The organism is Micromonospora hortensis (genome assembly GCF_022230935.1).
In the GTDB taxonomy this organism is placed as follows: domain Bacteria; phylum Actinomycetota; class Actinomycetes; order Mycobacteriales; family Micromonosporaceae; genus Micromonospora; species Micromonospora hortensis.
In genome coordinates, this window is the sequence record NZ_JAKKFE010000030.1 from 95,125 (window position 1) to 112,911 (window position 17,787).

Annotated in this window: 11 protein-coding genes, 2 pseudogenes and 1 riboswitch; of the genes and pseudogenes, 12 read left to right on the forward strand and 1 reads right to left on the reverse strand. The window is 75.0% G+C overall.

Translation table 11 applies throughout. The features are described 5' to 3' along the window. Window positions 1-51: 51 nt before the first annotated feature. A complete protein-coding gene (locus NIE111_RS21930; protein WP_238686167.1) occupies window positions 52-768 on the reverse strand; it encodes an MBL fold metallo-hydrolase in 717 nt (238 codons plus the stop codon). Window positions 769-1,083: 315 nt separating this feature from the next. Then, a riboswitch (cobalamin riboswitch) is annotated at window positions 1,084-1,260 on the forward strand. Window positions 1,261-1,517: 257 nt separating this feature from the next. Between NIE111_RS21930 and cobN the strand changes: the two genes are divergently transcribed. The 12 genes and pseudogenes from cobN to cobA all read left to right on the forward strand — a co-directional run bounded on the left by cobN (window position 1,518) and on the right by cobA (window position 17,787). Continuing rightward, complete coding sequence (gene cobN, locus NIE111_RS21935; protein ID WP_238686168.1) at window positions 1,518-5,186, forward strand: cobaltochelatase subunit CobN; 3,669 nt, start codon at window positions 1,518-1,520, stop codon at window positions 5,184-5,186. Between the two features lie 56 nt (window positions 5,187-5,242). Next, window positions 5,243-7,479 (forward strand): annotated as a pseudogene (locus tag NIE111_RS21940) (putative cobaltochelatase). Window positions 7,480-7,551: 72 nt separating this feature from the next. After that, window positions 7,552-8,163 carry a cob(I)yrinic acid a,c-diamide adenosyltransferase gene (cobO, locus tag NIE111_RS21945; RefSeq protein ID WP_112673096.1) on the forward strand — a complete coding sequence of 204 codons (612 nt, stop codon included), beginning with the start codon at window positions 7,552-7,554 and terminating at the stop codon, window positions 8,161-8,163. After that, window positions 8,157-9,512, forward strand: coding sequence for a cobyrinic acid a,c-diamide synthase CobB (locus tag NIE111_RS21950; RefSeq protein ID WP_238686169.1), 1,356 nt, complete (start codon window positions 8,157-8,159; stop codon window positions 9,510-9,512). The genes cobO and NIE111_RS21950 overlap by 7 nt, the downstream gene beginning before the upstream one ends. Beyond that, window positions 9,509-10,288, forward strand: coding sequence for a precorrin-2 C(20)-methyltransferase (gene cobI / locus NIE111_RS21955; protein ID WP_238686170.1), 780 nt, complete (start codon window positions 9,509-9,511; stop codon window positions 10,286-10,288). The genes NIE111_RS21950 and cobI overlap by 4 nt, the downstream gene beginning before the upstream one ends. Then, the gene (cobM, locus tag NIE111_RS21960) at window positions 10,285-11,133 is read left to right on the forward strand and encodes a precorrin-4 C(11)-methyltransferase (protein ID WP_238686171.1); all 849 of its coding nucleotides are present in this window, start codon (window positions 10,285-10,287) and stop codon (window positions 11,131-11,133) included. The genes cobI and cobM overlap by 4 nt, the downstream gene beginning before the upstream one ends. After that, a pseudogene (locus NIE111_RS21965) lies at window positions 11,130-12,200 on the forward strand (cobalt-precorrin-5B (C(1))-methyltransferase); the annotation flags it as partial. The gene cobM and the pseudogene NIE111_RS21965, both read left to right, overlap by 4 nt. Further along, window positions 12,161-13,543 carry a precorrin-6y C5,15-methyltransferase (decarboxylating) subunit CbiE gene (gene cbiE, locus NIE111_RS21970; RefSeq protein ID WP_308193730.1) on the forward strand — a complete coding sequence of 461 codons (1,383 nt, stop codon included), beginning with the start codon at window positions 12,161-12,163 and terminating at the stop codon, window positions 13,541-13,543. The pseudogene NIE111_RS21965 and the gene cbiE, both read left to right, overlap by 40 nt. Beyond that, window positions 13,540-15,267 carry a precorrin-3B C(17)-methyltransferase gene (gene cobJ / locus NIE111_RS21975; protein ID WP_238686174.1) on the forward strand — a complete coding sequence of 576 codons (1,728 nt, stop codon included), beginning with the start codon at window positions 13,540-13,542 and terminating at the stop codon, window positions 15,265-15,267. Before cbiE ends, cobJ begins: the two co-directional genes overlap by 4 nt. Then, a complete protein-coding gene (locus NIE111_RS21980; protein WP_238686175.1) occupies window positions 15,255-15,452 on the forward strand; it encodes a DUF362 domain-containing protein in 198 nt (65 codons plus the stop codon). Before cobJ ends, NIE111_RS21980 begins: the two co-directional genes overlap by 13 nt. Further along, a complete protein-coding gene (locus NIE111_RS21985; RefSeq protein ID WP_238686176.1) occupies window positions 15,449-16,045 on the forward strand; it encodes a precorrin-8X methylmutase in 597 nt (198 codons plus the stop codon). The genes NIE111_RS21980 and NIE111_RS21985 overlap by 4 nt, the downstream gene beginning before the upstream one ends. Further along, on the forward strand, window positions 16,042-17,787 hold the full coding sequence (cobA, locus tag NIE111_RS21990) for a uroporphyrinogen-III C-methyltransferase (RefSeq protein WP_238686177.1): 1,746 nt from the start codon (window positions 16,042-16,044) through the stop codon (window positions 17,785-17,787). Before NIE111_RS21985 ends, cobA begins: the two co-directional genes overlap by 4 nt.

Here is a 17,787-nt window from a genome sequence, read left to right on the forward strand (position 1 = left end):
TCACGGCGTCAGGTGCCCGCACCCGGTGCCGGAGAGCGTCTGCCGTCTGGATCAGGCGCCCTCGACGGCCGAGCGGGCCTGCTCGAGCGTCATCGGCTCGGCGTGGCTGGAGACGTACCAGTGGTAGTCGTCGTCGAGCAGTCGCCGGACCAGGTCGAGGTCGAGGCCGTCCTCCGGCCGGCGCACATGGGCCGGCGGCGGGTAGAAGCAGTCGCCCAGCAGCATCACCCCCGAGTCGGGCACCAGCACCACTGTCGAATCCGGCGCGTGCCCGCCGCCGACGTGGCGTAGCTCGACCCCGACCGGCAGCTCGTCCACGTCGACGAAGGTGCGGGTCGGCGGCAGGATGGCGAAGTCTTCCCAGGACGCCATCGCGCGTGCGCGGGCTGAGAAGCTCGGGCGGAGGCGGGCATCGGCGCGTATCTGCTCCTGCAGGTAGGGGTGGCTCCACGGCCGGGCGGCCTCGGCGCGCAGCAGCGACACGGCCGTCTCGTGCCCGACGATCTCCACGCCGGGCCAGGCGCAGGCACCCCACACGTGGTCCCAGTGATGGTGGGTGTAGACCAGCCAGCGCGGCTCCGGAAGCCCGGCGGCGGCCAGCGCGGCCTGGATCTCGCGGGCGTGCGCGGGGCTCTGCCCGGCGTCGATCATCACACTGCCGCGTTCGTCGGCGACGACGGCGACACCGGCCTGGACCGCCTCCGGGTCGGGATCGCCCGGATACCGCCAAACACGGCCCGACAGGCGGTGGAACTGCGGGGCGACCACGATGATCGACCTCCGAGATTGATCGCGGACACTGGTGTGGCGTTCGCCGATCCTAGGTGAGGGTGTCGGCCGGCACCGCCCTGCCGGAGGATCGGCGCAGGTCAGGACTCGTCCGGCCACCTTTGCTCTGCTTACCTATAGGCGCCGGTGACGCTCCGTGTCTGGTGCACATAGGTAAGCAGAGCAAAGGGCGTCGCGCATTGATCTGAGGCATTCCGTCGCGCGGACTCGCGCTCGTACCAATCGTTGAAGCTCGATGAGTCCCGTCCGCCCGGCGGGGTCGGACCGGCGTTGACCGGCGGCGCGGCGGTGTGGCAGCATTCGCGGCCTGACGGCAGTGAAGGAAGTCGGTGCGAATCCGACGCGGTCCCGCCACTGTCACCGGGGAGCGATCCCCCCTCGTGAGTCACGGCCGTGTGTCTGCGGTTGGAAGGCCGGGGGAGAGCGTCGATCCGGAAGCCAGGATACTTCGGCCGTCGGGACGTACCCCAGGGCGTGGACACCCGAGGAGGACCCGATGACGCACGGCGTCTCATTCATCGACGACTATCGTCGTATCGCGCTCCAGGCAGTGCGTTCCAAGGACACCGGCCACCGGCACCGCTGAGCTGATCGCCCGGCGCTGACCGGCCCCGACGCATGCGTCGGGGCGCCGTTCGCGCGGGCCGTCGTACCGGCTGACGCCGTACCCACTCGCATCGCCCCGGTCACCCCGTGAGGGTCCAGGGCGTCACTTTCCGGAGCCTGCCGTGCGCATCCTGCTGCTGTCCACCGCCGACACCGACCTGCTGGCCGCCCGCGCCAGCGGCGCCGACTACCGGTTGGCCAACCCCGCCCGAGTCGCCGCCGAGGAGGTGCCCGCCCTGCTCGACGGGGTCGCCCTCGTCGTCGTACGCCTGCTCGGCGGTCGACAGGCGTGGGCGGACGGCCTCGCCGCGGTGCTCGCCACCGGCGTGCCGACGGTGGTGCTCGGCGGCGAGGCGCTGCCCGACGCCGAGCTGATGGCCATCTCCACGGTGCCGTCCGGGGTCGTCACCCAGTCGCTGGCGTACCTGGTGGAGGGCGGTCCGGACAACCTCGGGCAGTTGGCCCGGTTCCTCTCCGACACGGTGCTGCTCACCGGCGAGGGATTCGCCGCACCCGCGCCCACCCCGGCGTACGGCGTGCACGGCGAACACCCCGCCGACCCGGGCCGGCCCACAGTGGGAATCGTCTTCTACCGGGCACACGCCCTCGCCGGCAACACCGACTTCGTCGACGTGCTCGCGGACGCGGTCCACAAAGCCGGCGGTAACCCGCTGCCGATCTTCTGCGGCTCGCTGCGCGGGCTGACCGCGGGCGCCGGCCCACTCGGGCTCTTCGCCCGCTGTGACGCGCTGCTGGTCACTGTGCTCGCGGCCGGAGGTGCGGTCGCCGCCGACGCCTCCGGTGGCGGCGACGAGGACGCCTGGGACGTCGGCGCCCTGGCCGCCCTGGACGTGCCGGTCATCCAGGCGCTCTGCCTCACCAGCACCCGCGCGCAGTGGGCCGACAGCGACGCCGGCCTGTCCCCACTGGACGCCGCCATGCAGGTGGCCATCCCCGAGTTCGACGGCCGGATCGTCACAGTGCCGTTCTCGTTCAAGCAGATCGACGCCGACGGGCTCTCGGTCTACGCCGCCGACCCCGAGCGGGCCGCCCGGGTCGCCGGGATCGCGGTGCGCCACGCCCGGCTGCGGTACGTGCCGCACGCCGACAAGCGGGTCGCCGTGGTGCTCAGCTCGTACCCCACCAAGCACTCCAGGGTCGGCAATGCCGTCGGATTGGACACGCCGGCCTCGGCGGTCCGGCTGTTCGCCGCGCTGGCCGAGGCCGGCTACGACCTGGGTGACGCGCCACCGCCCGACGACGGTGACGCGCTGATCCACGCGCTGATCGCCGCCGGTGGTCACGACGTGGAGTGGCTCACCCCGGAGCAGTTGGCCGCCGCCGAGGCCCGGATACCGGGGTCGACGTACCGGCGCTGGTTCGACCAGGTCCCGGCCGAGCTGCGGGAGCGGATGCGGGAGCACTGGGGTGAGCCGCCGGGCGAGCTGTACACCGAGGGCGGCGACATCGTGCTCGCCGGGCTGCGCTTCGGCAACGTGGTGCTGCTGATCCAGCCGCCCCGCGGCTTCGGGGAGAACCCCATCGCCATCTACCACGACCCGGACCTGCCGCCCAGCCACCACTACCTGGCCGCGTACCGCTGGCTGACGGCGCCCGCCGCGGACGGTGGCTTCGGCGCGGACGCCGTCGTGCACCTGGGCAAGCACGGCACCCTGGAGTGGCTGCCCGGCAAGGGCCTCGGCCTGGCCGCGGGCTGCGCGCCCGACGCGGTCCTCGGCGACCTGCCGCTGGTGTACCCGTTCATCGTCAACGACCCCGGCGAGGGCACCCAGGCCAAGCGGCGGGCGCACGCCGTGGTGGTCGACCACCTGGTCCCGCCGATGGCCCGCGCCGAGACCTACGGCGACCTGGCCAAACTGGAACAACTGCTCGACGAGTACGCGACAGTGCAGGCCCTCGACCCGGCCAAGGTGCCCACCGTGCGGGCCCAGATCTGGGACCTGGTGCGCGCCGCCGAGCTGCACCACGACCTGCACGCCGAGGCGATGCCCGACGCGGACGACTTCGACGACTTCGTGCTGCACCTCGACGGGTATCTGTGCGAGGTCAAGGACGTCCAGATCCGCGACGGGCTGCACATCCTCGCCGACGCGCCCACCGGCGAGCCCCGGGTCAACCTGGTCCTGGCGGTGCTGCGCGCCCCGCAGATCTGGGGCGGCGCCCGGGCCCTGCCCGGCCTGCGACAGGCACTCGCCGTCGCGTACTCCCTCGACGAGCAGGAGCTGCTCGCGTCGCCGGGACAGCGACTGGCGCTGCCCGCGGCGCTGACCGACGTGGTGGACGGGCCGGCCGGCACCGCCGCCGACGCGATCGACCTCATCGAGGCCCTCGCGCGGCGGCTGGTCGTCGGCATGGAGACCCTGGGCTGGGCCGTGGACACTGTCGACGCCGTGGTGGCCGAGGTGACCGGTCGGTCGATCCCGGACGTCGCCGCGGTGCTGCACTTCGCCGCCACCGAGCTGGTGCCCCGACTGGACCGCACCACCGACGAGCTGACAAACACCCTCGGCGCGCTCGACGGACGGTTCGTGCCGCCCGGCCCGTCCGGCTCACCCACCCGGGGCCTGGTCAACGTGCTGCCCACCGGCCGCAACTTCTACTCCGTCGACCCGAAGGCCATCCCCAGCCGCAACGCCTGGGACGTCGGGGTCGCCCTCGCCGACTCACTGCTGGCCCGGCACCTCGCCGACACCGGGGCGTACCCCCGCTCGGTGGGGTTGACGGTGTGGGGCACCAGCGCGATGCGGACCCAGGGCGACGACATCGCCGAGGTGCTCGCGCTGCTGGGCTGCCGGCCGGTCTGGGACGACAGGTCCCGGCGGGTCACCGGCATCGAGGTGGTGCCGACCGCCGAGCTGGGCCGCCCCCGCGTCGACGTCACAGTGCGCATCTCCGGCTTCTTCCGCGACGCGTTCCCGCACGTGGTGGCGCTGCTCGACGACGCCGTCCGGCGGGTCGCCGCCCTGGACGAGCCGGACGAGGAGAACTACCTGCGCGCGCACGTCGCCGCCGACCTCGCCGAGCACGGCGACGAGCGGCGGGCCACCGCCCGGATCTTCGGCTCCAAGCCCGGCGCGTACGGCGCTGGGCTGCTGCCCCTGATCGACGCCCGGACCTGGCGCAGCGACGCCGACCTGGCCGAGGTGTACGCGGTTTGGGGCGGCTACGCGTACGGCCGGGGCTTGGACGGGCGGGAGGCGCGCGCCGACATGGAGCGCTCGTTCGCCCGGATCGCGGTTGCGGTGAAGAACCAGGACACCCGCGAGCACGACATCGTCGACTCCGACGATTACTTCCAGTACCACGGCGGGATGGTGGCGATGGTCCGCCATCTCACCGGCACGTCACCGCAGGCGTACGTGGGTGACTCGGCGATGCCGCACGACGTGCGTACCCGCACGCTGGGCGAGGAGACCCGGCGGGTGTTCCGCGCCCGGGTGGTCAACCCGAAGTGGATCGCCGCGATGCGCCGGCACGGCTACAAGGGCGCGTTCGAGCTGGCGGCCACTGTGGACTACCTGTTCGGCTACGACGCCACCGCCGGCGTGGTCGACGACTGGATGTACGAGCACCTGGCCGCCGCGTACCTCTTCGACGACACCACCCGGGAGTTCCTGGAGAAGTCCAACCCGTGGGCGTTGCGGGGCATCACCGAGCGGCTGTTGGAGGCCGCCGACCGGGGGCTGTGGGCCGAGCCGGAGCCGGCCACCCTCGACCGGCTGCGCGACACGTACCTGGCCAGTGAGGGCGACCTGGAGGACCGGGTGTGAGCGCGAGGAGTGAGCCGGTTTTGCGAGCCCCGCAGTCGCGAAACGAAGGGAGCACTGTGAGCGCGAGGAGTGAGCCGGTTTTGCGAGCCCCGCAGTCGCGAACGAAGGAAGCACAGTGACGATCTACCCGTTCAGCGCGGTGCTCGGCATGGCCGACATGCGGCTGGCGTTGCTGCTCAACGCGGTCTCCCCGGCGATCGGCGGGGTGCTGGTCCGTGGTGAGAAGGGCACCGCCAAGTCCACAGCCGTGCGGGCGCTCGCCGCGCTGCTGCCGCCCGTGCGGCGGGTGGCCGGCTGCCGTTTCGGTTGTGACCCGGCCGAGCCCGACCCGGCCTGCCCGGACGGCCCTCACCCCGCCGACGCCGCCGCCGAGACCCGTCCGGCCCGCCTCGTGGAGCTGCCGGTGGGCGCCGCCGAGGACCGGGTCGTTGGCGCGCTGGACCTGGAGAAGGCGATCGGCGAGGGGGTACGCGCCTTCGAGCCGGGCCTGCTCGCCGCCGCGCACCGGGGCGTGCTCTACGTCGACGAGGTCAACCTGCTGCACGACCACCTCGTCGACCTGCTGCTCGACGCGGCGGCGATGGGCCGCAGCCACGTCGAGCGGGAGGGCGTCTCGGTCAGCCACGCGGCCCGGTTCCTGCTGGTCGGCACGATGAACCCGGAGGAGGGGGAGCTGCGCCCGCAGCTGCTCGACCGGTTCGGGCTCACAGTGGAGGTGGGCGCCAGCCGGGACCCGGAGATCCGGGTCGAGGTGGTCCGCCGCCGGCTGGCCGCCGACGCGGACCCGGTCGGCTTCGCCGCCCGCTGGGCCGATGCCGACGCGGAGATCGCGGGCCAGGTGGCCGCCGCCCGCCGCCGACTTCCCGGGGTACGACTGCCGGACGCCGCGTTGCGGCAGATCGCCGAGGTGTGCGCGGCGTTCGACGTGGACGGGATGCGGGCCGACATCGTCACCGCCCGGACCGCCCTCGCCCACGCCGCCTGGCACGGCCGGGACCGGGTCACCATCGACGATGTCCGGGTGGCCGCCCGGCTGGCGCTGCCGCACCGCCGCCGCCGCGACCCGTTCGACACCCCGGGGCTGGACGAGAAGCGCCTCGACGAGGCGTTGCAGCGCGCCCAGGACGCCCACCCCGACGACCCGGACGACGCCGGCCTCGACGACAGTGGCCCGGACGGCGCCGGCCCCGACGACAGTGGCCCGGACGGCGCCGGCCCCGACGACAGTGGCCCGGACGGCGCCGGCCCCGACGACAGTGGCCCGGACGGCGGCGGCCCCGACGACAGTGGCCCGGACGGCGCCGGCCCGCAGGGCGGTGGCCCGAGCGGGGGCGGTGGCCCGAGCGGGGGCGGACCAAACGAGGACGGCCCGAGTGGCGGCGGACCGCAGGGCGGCGACGACCAGAACTCGCGCCCGCGTGGTGACCGGGAATCGGCGACCGGTGACGACGACCCGACCGGCGGCGGGGAGTCCCAGCCGGTGGCCGTACCCCGGGGTGGGTTGAAGGCGCGGGTGCTCACCGCGCCCGGCGTGGGTGACGGGGTGCCCGGTCGGCGTTCGCGGGCCCGGACCGGCCGGGGCCGCACCACCGGCGCCCGGGTGCCGGCGGGCCGGGTCGGCGCGCTGCACCTGCCGGCCACGATCCGCGCCGCCGCGCCCCACCAGGCGGCCCGGGGCCGGGTCACCGGCCCGCTGCGACTGCGCCGGGACGACCTGCGCGAGGCGGTTCGTGAGGGGCGCGAGGGCAACCTGGTGCTGTTCGTGGTGGACGCGAGCGGTTCGATGGGCGCCCGACAGCGGATGACCACAGTGAAGGACGCGGTGCTCGCCCTACTCACCGACGCGTACCAGCGGCGGGACAAGGTTGCGGTGATCGCGTTCCGCGGTGGCGGCGCCCGAACCCTGCTGCCGGCGACCTCGTCGGTGCTGGCCGCCTCGACCCGGCTGGCCGAGCTGCCCACCGGCGGGCGTACGCCGCTGGCCGAGGGGCTGCTCGCCGCCGCGGACCTGTTGCGGGTGGAGCGCCTGCGCGACCCGAAGCGCCGCCCACTGGTCCTCATCGTCACCGACGGGAGAGCCACGGCAGGCACCCGCCCGCTGGACCAGGCGGCAGCGGCGGCCGGCATCCTGGCCGCCACGGGGGCTCCGTGCGTGGTCGTCGACTGCGAATCCGGCCCGGTCCGACTGCACCTGGCCGCCCGCCTGGCCACCCAGCTGAACGCCCCAAGAACCCCCCTGGAAGCCCTCACCCACCCCCACTCCCGCGATCTTGCACTTCCTGTCGTGGCATAACGGACCAAGAGCGCATATGACCAACAGAAACCGCAAGATCGCGGGAGTGTCCGCGGGACGGGGGACGGACTGATGCCGCAGGGACAACCGAGTTCGGTGCCCGCTGACGGGTTGACGACCCGGCAGCGGCGGCACCGGCCACTGCTGATCGTCCACACGGGACAGATGAAGGGGAAGTCGACGGCGGCCTTCGGGCTGGCGTTGCGGGCCTGGACCGCCGGGCTGCCGGTCGGGGTGTTCCAGTTCGTCAAGAGCGCCAAGTGGCGGGTGGGGGAGGAGAACGCCTTCCGGGCGCTCGGCGAGGTGCACGAGCGCACCGGCCAGGGCGCGCCGGTGGCCTGGCACAAGATGGGCGAGGGCTGGTCCTGGATCCAGCGCGGCGGCGACGCCGACCACGCCGCCGACGCCCTGGAGGGTTGGCGGCAGATCCAGCGTGACCTGGCCGCCGAGCGCTACGGGCTGTACGTGCTGGACGAGTTCACCTACCCGATGAAGTGGGGCTGGGTGGACGTCGACGAGGTGGTCGCCACCCTGGCCGACCGCCCCGGCTTCCAACACGTCGTGATCACCGGTCGGGACGCCGACCCGCGCCTGGTCGCCGCCGCCGACCTGGTCGCCGAGCTGACCAAGGTCAAGCACCCGATGGACGCCGGCCAGAAGGGCCAGAAGGGCATCGAGTGGTGAGCGCGCACTGGGAGCTGCCCCGGGTGGTGGTCGCCGCCCCGGCCAGCGGTCACGGCAAGACGACTGTGGCCACCGGGCTGCTCGCCGCGCTGCGCCGACGGGGCCTGACGGTCAGCCCGCACAAGGTCGGCCCCGACTACATCGACCCGGGCTACCACGCCCTCGCCGCCGGCCGACCCGGGCGCAACCTCGACCCGTTCCTGGTCGGGGCCGACCGGATCGCCCCCCTGCTGCGACACGGCGCGAGCGTCCCCACGCCCGCCGACATCGCCGTGGTCGAGGGCGTCATGGGCCTGCACGACGGCGCGGTGGGCCGCCGCGACTACGCCTCCACCGCGCACGTCGCCCGGCTGATCGAGGCACCCGTGCTGCTGGTGTTGGACACCACCGCGCAGGGCCGGTCGGCCGCCGCGCTCACCCTCGGCATGGCCGCGTTCGATCCGGCGGTACGGATCGGCGGGGTGATCCTCAACCGGGTCGGCTCACCCCGGCACGAGACGCTGCTGCGCGACGCCCTCGCCGAGGTGGACGTGCCAGTGCTCGGCGCTGTCACCCGCGCCGCCGAGGTGGCCGCGCCGGCCCGGCACCTCGGACTGGTGCCGGTCGCCGAGCGGGCACCCGAATCGGTAGCGATCGTCACCGCGCTCGCCGAGCTGGTCGAGGCCACTGTGGACCTCGACGCCGTGCTCGACCTGGCCCGGACCGCCCCGCCGCTGACCACCCCGGCCTGGGACCCGGTCGCCGCAGTCGGCGGGCCGGCCGGCGTCGAGCGACCACGCGTGGCCCTCGCCGGTGGTCCGGCCTTCACCTTCTCGTACGCGGAGACCGCCGAACTGCTCGCCGCGGCCGGCGCGGACGTCGTCACCGTCGACCCGCTGCGTGACCCGGCGCTGCCCGCCGGCACCCGGGCGGTGGTGATCGGCGGCGGTTTCCCCGAGGCGTACGCCCAGACGCTGGCCGACAACACCGGGTTCCGCGCCGAGCTGGCCGACTTCGACGGGCCGATCGTGGCCGAGTGCGCCGGACTGCTCTACCTCGGGCGGTCCCTCGACGGCGTACCGATGTGCGGCCGGCTGGACCTGACCGCCCGGATGACCGACCGGCTCACCCTCGGCTACCGGGAGGCCCTCGCCGTCACCGACTCCCCGGTGGCCCGCGCCGGCGAGCCGGTTCGCGGCCACGAGTTCCACCGCACCACGACCGACCCGGGGCACGGCGACGCGTCGGCGTGGCGCTGGAACGACACCGAGCACGGCTTCGTCACCGGTCGGGTGCACGCGTCCTACCTGCACACCCACTGGGCCGGCCACCCGGACGCCGCCCGTCGACTGGTCGAGGCGTGCCGATGAGCGCCGACGCCACGCTCACCGGGGTCGGCGTCGGCCCGGGCGACCCGGAACTGCTCACCGTCAAGGCGGTGCGGCTGCTGCGCGAGGCCGACGTGGTCTTCGTACCCGTGATGGCGGACCGGGTCGCGCCCACCGTGACCGCCGGCCCGACGCCGCCGGGCGCGGACGTCGGGCGGGCCGAGGTGACAGTGCGCTCCCACGTCACGCCGGAGCGGCTGCGCCGGCTGCCGTTCGCGCTGGACGACCGGGGTGGGGTCACCGCGCGTCGGGCGGCCGCCTGGGACGACGCCGCCCGGGTGGTGGTCGAGGCGATCGACGCGGGCGCGCGGTCCGTCGCGTTCGCCACCATCGGCGACCCGAACATCTACTCCACCTTCGGTTACCTGGCCCAGAGCGTCCGCGCGCTGCGCCCGACGGTGCGGGCGGCGACGGTGCCCGGCGTCACCGCCATGCAGGAGCTGGCGGCCCGCAGCGGCATCCCGCTCTGTGAGGGACGCGAACCGCTCACCCTGCTGCCGGCCACCGCCGGCCTGGCGCTCTTCGCCGACGCCCTCGCCGGGCCGGGCACCGTCGTCGCCTACAAGGGCTGGCGTCGGCACCCGGAACTGCTCGCCGAGCTGCGCCGGCAGGGTCGCCTCGCCGACGCCGTGCTCGGACGCAGCCTGGGGCTGCCCGGTGAACGCGTCGGGCCGGTCGGCGACACCGAGCACGACCTGCCCTACCTGTCGACGCTGCTGGTTCCGGCCCGCCGCGAGCACCGAGGAGGAAAGCTGTGACCAGCGACGGCAAGGTGTGGTTCGTCGGAGCCGGCCCGGGGGCGGCGGACCTGCTGACACTGCGGGCCGCGCGGGTCATCGCCGAGGCGGACATCGTGATCTGGGCGGCGAGCCTGGTGCACGCCGACGTGCTCGACCACGCCCGCCTCGGCGCGGAGATCGTCGACTCGTCGCAGTTGCCCATCGAGGGTGTGCTGCCGCTCTACCGGCGCGCCGCCGAGCAGGGGCTGACCGTGGCCCGGATCCACTCCGGAGACCCGGCCCTGTGGGGCGCGGTGCAGGAACAACTGGACGTGTGCCGGGCGCTCGACCTGGCCGTCGAGATCGTGCCCGGGGTGTCCTCGTTCACCGCCGTCGCGGCGATCGTCGGACGCGAGCTGACAGTGCCCGAGGTGGCCCAGTCGGTGATCCTCACCCGCCTCGAAGGTGGCAAGACCCCGATGCCGCCCGGCGAGCGGGTCCGTGACTTCGCCCGGCACGGCACCACAATGGCGCTGTTCCTGTCCGCCGCCCGCTCCGGGCAGGTGCAGGCCGAGCTGCTGGCCGGCGGCTACCCGGAGAACACCCCTGCCGTTGTGGCGTACCAGGCGACCTGGCCCGACGAACTGGTGGTGCGGTGCACCGTCGGCACGCTGGAGGCGACGGTGAAGCAGCACAAGCTGTGGAAGCACACCCTCTTCCTGGTCGGCCCGGCCCTCGCCGCCGAGGGCACCCGCTCGCACCTCTACCACCCCGGGCACTTCCACACCTTCCGCAGAGCCGAGCCGGCCGCCCGCGCCGAACTGCGTCGCCAGGCCGGCGCCCGCACCGGGGGGACAGCCACACCACCGGGGCACACACCATGACGTACGCCGAGCCGCCGCTGCGCGAGCCGGACCTGCCGCGTACCGCGAAGGTCCGGCCCACCGCGCTGCGCACCGGCTGGACCACCGGAGCGTGCGCCACGGCGGCGGCCAAGGCCGCTCTCACCGCGCTGGTCACCGGCACCCCCCAACAGGAGGTGGAGATCGGCCTGCCCGCCGGACGTCGAGTGCGCTTCCCGGTGGAGCGCTGCGAGGTGACCGGCACCCCACCGGTCCGGGCCGAAGCGGTGGTGGTCAAGGACGCCGGGGACGACCCGGACGTCACCCACGGCGCCGAGCTGACCGCCACGGTGAACTGGACCGACGTCCCCGGCCTGCGGCTGGCCGGCGGTGCCGGCGTCGGCACCGTCACCAAGCCCGGCCTCGGGCTCGCGGTCGGCGGCCCGGCGATCAACGACACCCCCCGCCGGATGATCGGCGAGGCGGTGGCCGAGGTGGTCGACCTCAGCGAGGTCGGAGTCCGGGTGGTGATCAGTGTGCCTCGGGGCGAGATCATGGCCCGCAAGACCACCAACCGTCGGCTCGGCATCCTCGGCGGAATCTCGATCCTCGGCACCACCGGCATCGTCCGTCCCTTCTCCACCGCGTCGTGGCGGGCCAGCGTCGTGCAGGCCGTGCACGTGATGGCCGCCCAGGGCGAGCCGACAGTGGTGCTCTGCACCGGCGGGCGTACCGAGCGGGCCGCCCGCGCGCTCCTGCCCGACCTGCCCGAGGTCTGTTTCGTCGAGGTCGGCGACTTCACCGGGGCCGCGGTGACCGCCGCCGTGGGCGACGGCATGACCGGTGTGGTCTTCGTCGGCATGGCCGGCAAGCTCGCCAAACTGGCGGCCGGCATCCTGATGACCCACTACACCCGCTCCACAGTGGACCTATCCCTACTCGGCGCGGTGACCGCGGAGGCCGGCGGTGACCCGTCGCTGGTCGCCGCCGTGACCGAGGCGAACACCGGGCGGCACGCGTACGAGCTGTGGGAGGCCGCCGGGTTGCTCGCCCCGGCCGGCGACCTGCTCTGCCAGCGGGTCCGCCAGGTGCTGCGGCGCTTCGCGGGGCCCACGGTCACCGTCGACGTGGCGATGGTCGACTTCGCCGGAGCCCACGTCGTCGCCTCGTCCGGCCGGTGGCCCCGGTGAGCGGCGTGACGGTGGTCGGCCTGGACGCCGCGGGCGCACCGCCGCACCCCGCGCTCGCCCCGGTGCTGGCCGCCGCCGGGCTGGTGGTCGGGGCCGCCCGGCACCTGGCCGCGGTGCCCGTACCGGCCGACGCGGACACCGTCGCCCTCGGGCCGCTCGCTCCCGCCCTGCGCCGCCTCGCCGAGGCCGTCGACGCCGGGGTGCCGGCCGTGGTGCTGGCCAGCGGCGATCCCGGCCTGTTCGGCATCGTCCGGCGGCTGCGCGCGGCCGGACTGCCGCTGCGGGTGGTGCCGGCGGTGTCCAGTGTGGCCACAGCGTTCGCCCGCGCCGGGCTGCCCTGGGACGGCGCCGCGGTGGTCAGCGCGCACGGGCGCGACCCCCGAGCCGCAGTGAACGCCTGCCGGGCGCTGCCACTGGTCGCGGTGCTCACCGCGCCCGGCGCCGGCGCGGCCGAACTGGGCGCCGGCCTGGTCGGCTGGTCCCGCCGTCTGCTGGTCGCCGAGCACCTGGGCACCGCCGCCGAACGGATCCGCGCGGTCACCCCCGAGCAGGCCGCCGCCGAGACCTGGGCCGACCCGCACGTCCTGCTCAGCCTCGCCTCCCCCGACGCCACCGAACCCGCCCCCGACGCAGCGGACCCCGCACCCGACGCCGCTCCTCTGGTCGCGCCCGGTGGCATGCGGTCGGACAACCAGCCCGCCGCCGCGCCAGCCGGAGGCTGGGCGCTGCCGGAGGCCCGGTACGCCCACCGCGACTCCATGATCACGAAGTCGGAGGTGCGCGCCCTCGTCGTCGCCCGCCTGCGCCCCCGCCTGGGTCGGCTGATCTGGGACATCGGGGCGGGCAGCGGGTCGGTCGGCATCGAGTGCGCGCTGCTCGGCGCGGCAGTGCTCGCCGTCGAACAGGACCCCGAGGCCGGCGCGACCGTCCAGACCAACGCCGCCGCTCACGGCGTACACGTCCGGCTCGTTACCGGACGTGCACCGGCGGCGCTGGCCGGCCTCCCCGAGCCCGACGCGGTCTTCGTCGGCGGTGGCGGTGTCGACGTCCTCACCGCAGTGGTGTCCCGCCAACCCGAGCGGGTGGTGCTCACCCTGGCCGCACTGGACCGGGTCGCACCGGCAGTGGGCCTGCTGCGCGCCGCCGGCTACACGGTCGAGGGCAGCCAGCTCTCCGCCGCCCGCCTCGCCGACCTGCCCGGCGGGTCGATCCGCCTCGCGGCCACCAACCCGGTGGTCGTCCTCACCGGGGAGCGCCAGTGACCGACCAGAACCCGCCCGCCCGGATCGGCCTGGTGGCGGCCACCGCCGCCGGCCGCCGGAACGCCGACATCCTGACCGCCGCCTGGCCGCACGCCCGGCTGGTCGAGGGACAGACCGTCGCCGACGCGCTGCGGACCGCCTGGGCCGGGTGTGACGCGGTCATCGCGTTCCTGGCCACCGGGGCTGTGGTGCGGATCGTCGCGCCGCTGCTCGACGACAAGCGCACCGATCCGGCGGTGGTGGTCGTCGACGAGGCGGCCCGGCACGCCGTGGCGCTGCTCGGTGGGCACGCCGGCGGGGGCAACGCGCTCGCCGAGCAGGTCGCCGCTCTGCTGGGCGCCCGACCGGTGATCACCACCGCCACCGACGCTGTCGACCTGCCGGGGCTGGACACCCTCGGCTGGCCCGTGCAGGGCGCTGTCGCCGCGGTGTCCCGGGCCATCCTGGACGGCGAGCCGGTCCGGCTTATCGCCGACGCCGACTGGCCGCTGCCCGCCCTGCCCCCGAACGTGTGCGCCGCTGACGAGGACCCGACGGACACCGGGTACCGGCTGCTGGTCACCGACCGGGTCGTGTCACCCGACGGGCGGACCGCCGTGCTGCGGCCGCCGTCGCTGGTCGCCGGCGTGGGGGCGAGTCGGGGCGTACCCGCCGCCGAGGTGGCGGAGCTGCTGCACCGGGTGCTGGCCGAGGCCGGCCTCGACCCGGCGAGCCTGCGCTGCCTGGCCACCGCCGACATCAAGGCCGACGAGGCGGGCATCCGCAGCACCGCCGACGCGCTCGGCGTACCCCTGGTGACCTGGCCGGCGGCGCGGCTGGCGGCGGTCGACGTGCCGCACCCCAGCGAGGTGGTCCGGGCCGCGGTCGGCACGCCGAGCGTGGCGGAGGCCGCGGCCCTGCTCGGCCCGGACGGCCGGGCCGACGACGCGACGCTGCTGGTGGGCAAGACCGCGACGGCGATGGCCACCGTCGCGGTGGCCCGGCACGCGCCACGCGGCCGGCTCGCCGTCGTCGGCCTCGGGCCGGGCGCCGCCGACCTGCGCACCCCCCGCGCGGTGGCCGAGCTACGTCGCGCCGCCGTGGTGGTCGGCCTCGACCAGTACCTGGAGCAGGTCCGCGACGTGCTCCGCCCCGGCACCCGGGTGCTCTCCAGCGGGCTGGGCGCGGAGGAGGCGCGGGCGCGCGCCGCCGTTGCCGAGGCCGCCGCCGGCCGGGCGGTAGCGCTGATCGGCTCCGGCGACGCCGGGGTGTACGCGATGGCCAGCCCCGCCCTGGAGTACGCCGACGAGCGCATCGACGTGGTCGGCGTGCCCGGCGTCACCGCCGCCCTCGCCGCCGGGGCGCTGCTCGGCGCGCCGCTCGGCCACGACCACGCCTATGTAAGCCTGTCCGACCTGCACACCCCGTGGGACGTCATCGAGCGGCGGGTGACCGCCGCCGCCGAGGGTGACTTCGTGACGCTCTTCTACAACCCGCGCAGCCGGGCCCGCGACTGGCAGCTCGGCAAGGCGCTCGGCATCCTCGCCGCGCACCGGTCACCGGACACCCCGGTGGGCGTGGTGCGCAATGCCAGCCGCCCCGGCGAACAGGTGCACCTCGCCACCGTGGCGACGCTCGACCCGGCCATCGTCGACATGTACAGCGTCGTGGTCGTGGGCAGCAGCGACACCCGGCTGGTCGCCGGCCGGATGGTCACACCCCGGGGGTACCGATGGCGCTCGTGACGATCGACGCCTGCCAGGGCTGCGGCGCCTGCCTGCTCACCTGCCCCACGCACGCGATCCGCCCGGTCGCCGGCGGCCTCACGGTCCGCGCCGACCTGTGCACCGGCTGCCTGGAGTGCCTGGAGATCTGCCCGGTCGACGCGATCCGCGTCGTCGAGCCCGACCGTTGTGAAGGAGCCCGATGAGCCGGGTGGTGCACCCCATCGAGGCCGAGTCGTACCGCATCCTGCGCGAGCGCGTCGACCTGTCGCACCTGCCGCCGCTGAGCCGCGCGGTGACCGAGCGGGTGGTGCACGCCAGCGCCGACCTCGCGTACGTCGACGAGCTGGTGTGCGACGAGGCCGCCCTGGAAGCGGGGCTGGCGGCGCTGCGCGCCGGGGCGCCAGTGGTCACCGACGTGGCGATGGTCGCCGCCGGAATCACCCGCGCCGGCCTGGAACTGGTCTGCCCGGTCGCCGAGCCGGCCGCCGCCGCGCTGGGCCGCTCGGCCGGCATCACCCGCTCGGCGGCGGCCGTCCGGATCGCAGTGGAGCGGGTCGGGACCGGAGCGGTCTGGGTGGTCGGCTGCGCGCCCACGGCGCTCGTCGAACTGCTCACAGTGGACGCCGCGCCGGCGCTCGTCGTCGGCCTGCCGGTCGGCTTCGTGGGCGCCGCCGAGTCGAAGGCGGCGCTGCGGGCCAGCGGCCTGCCCGCCGTGTCCAACGTGGGGGAGAAGGGTGGCTCGGCGGTCGCCGCCGCCGCCCTCAACGCCCTGCTCTACGTCGAGGAGAAGTCATGACCGGATTGGTCATCGTCGGGCACGGCACGCGCAGCGCGGCCGGGGTCGAGCAGTTCGCCGCTCTCGTCGAGCGGGTCCGCGGTCGCGGCGACATCGGCGACGTCGAGGGCGGCTTCATCGAGCTGTCCCGCCCGCCGCTGACCGACGCGGTCGGCGCGCTCGTCGCCCGGGGGCACCGGGCGCTGGTGGCGCTGCCGCTGGTGCTCACCGGCGCCGGTCACGGCAAGGGCGACATCCCCGCCGCGATGGCCCGGGAGCAGCAGCGCCACAGCGGGCTGAGTTACCGCTACGGCCGCCCGCTCGGCCCCCACCCGCTGCTGCACGAAGCCCTCGAACAGCGCATCGACGCCGCACTGTCCGGCGCCGGCCGGGCCGACACGGAGCTGTCCGGCGCCGGCCGGGCCGACACGGAGCTGTCCGGCGCCGGCCGGGCCGACACGGAGCTGGCCGGCGCCGGCCGGGCCGACACGTGGGTGGCGTTGATCGGTCGGGGGTCCACCGACCCGGACGCCAACGCCGAGGTCGCCAAGGTCGCCCGCCTGCTCTGGGAGGGACGCGGCTACGCGGGCGTGGAGCCGGGGTTCATCTCCCTGGCGCAGCCGTCGGTGCCGGCCGTGCTGGAGCGCCTGCGCCGCCTCGGCGCGCGGCGGATCGTGGTGGCTCCCTACTTCCTGTTCGCCGGGGTGCTGCCGGACCGGATCGTCGCCCAGTCAGCGGAGTTCGCCGCCGCCCACCCCGACCTGGACGTCCGCGTCGCCGAGGTGATCGGCGACTGTGACGCCCTCGCCGACCTCGTCGGGGAGCGGTACGCCGAGGCGTTGGGCGGGGACATCCGGATGAACTGCGACACCTGCGCCTACCGGGTGTTGATGCCCGGCTTCGCGGACAAGGTGGGTCGCCCGCAACGCCCGCACGACCACCCCGACGACCCGGTCGGCCACCATCACGATCACGGGCACGACCACCACGACCACGGGCACGACCACCACGACCACGGGCACGACCACGGCTCGGTCGCCGTGGTCGGCGGCGGGCCGGGGCCCGACGACCTGATCACGGTACGCGGGAAGGCGCTGCTCGACGCGGCGGACGTCGTGGTGGTCGACCGACTCGCCCCGCAGGGGTTGCTCGCGGGGCTGCGCCCCGACGTGCTGGTGGTCGACGCGGCGAAGGTGCCCCGTGGTCCGTCGATGGCCCAGGAGGCGATCAACGAGGCACTGGTGTCGCACGCCAGTGCCGGTCGCCGGGTGGTCCGGCTCAAGGGTGGTGACCCGTACGTCTTCGGGCGCGGCCACGAGGAGGTGCAGGCCTGCGCGGCGGCCGGGGTGCCGGTGACTGTGGTGCCCGGGGTGAGCAGCGCGCTCGCCGCTCCGGCTCTCGCGGGCGTGCCGGTGACGCATCGGGGCGTGGCGCACGACGTCACTGTCGTGTCGGGGCACCTGCCGCCCGGGCACCCCGACTCGCTCGTCGACTGGGCCTCGCTGGCCCGAGCCCGAGGCACCGTCGTGCTGCTGATGGCGGTCGACACCATCGCCAAGATCGCGAACGTACTGATCGAGCACGGTCGCGCCCCGGAGACCCCCGTGCTGGCCGTGCAGGACGCCGGGCTGCCCGACCAACGATCGGTGCCCGCCCGGCTCGACGAGATCGGCGCCGTCGCCGCCCGGGAGGGCATCGGCCCACCCGCTGTCTTCGTCCTCGGCCCGGTGGTGGTTCTCACCACCACCGGGCCGACGGCCTGA

Excerpts from the sequence above, each read along its gene's own strand:
- NIE111_RS21980 (WP_238686175.1), top strand. The coding sequence starts at position 15,255 with ATGGCGCTCGTGACGATCGACGCCTGCCAGGGCTGCGGCGCCTGCCTG.
- NIE111_RS21985 (WP_238686176.1), top strand. The coding sequence starts at position 15,449 with ATGAGCCGGGTGGTGCACCCCATCGAGGCCGAGTCGTACCGCATCCTG.
- cobI (WP_238686170.1), top strand. The coding sequence starts at position 9,509 with ATGAGCGCCGACGCCACGCTCACCGGGGTCGGCGTCGGCCCGGGCGAC.
- cobA (WP_238686177.1), top strand. The coding sequence starts at position 16,042 with ATGACCGGATTGGTCATCGTCGGGCACGGCACGCGCAGCGCGGCCGGG.
- cobO (WP_112673096.1), top strand. The coding sequence starts at position 7,552 with ATGCCGCAGGGACAACCGAGTTCGGTGCCCGCTGACGGGTTGACGACC.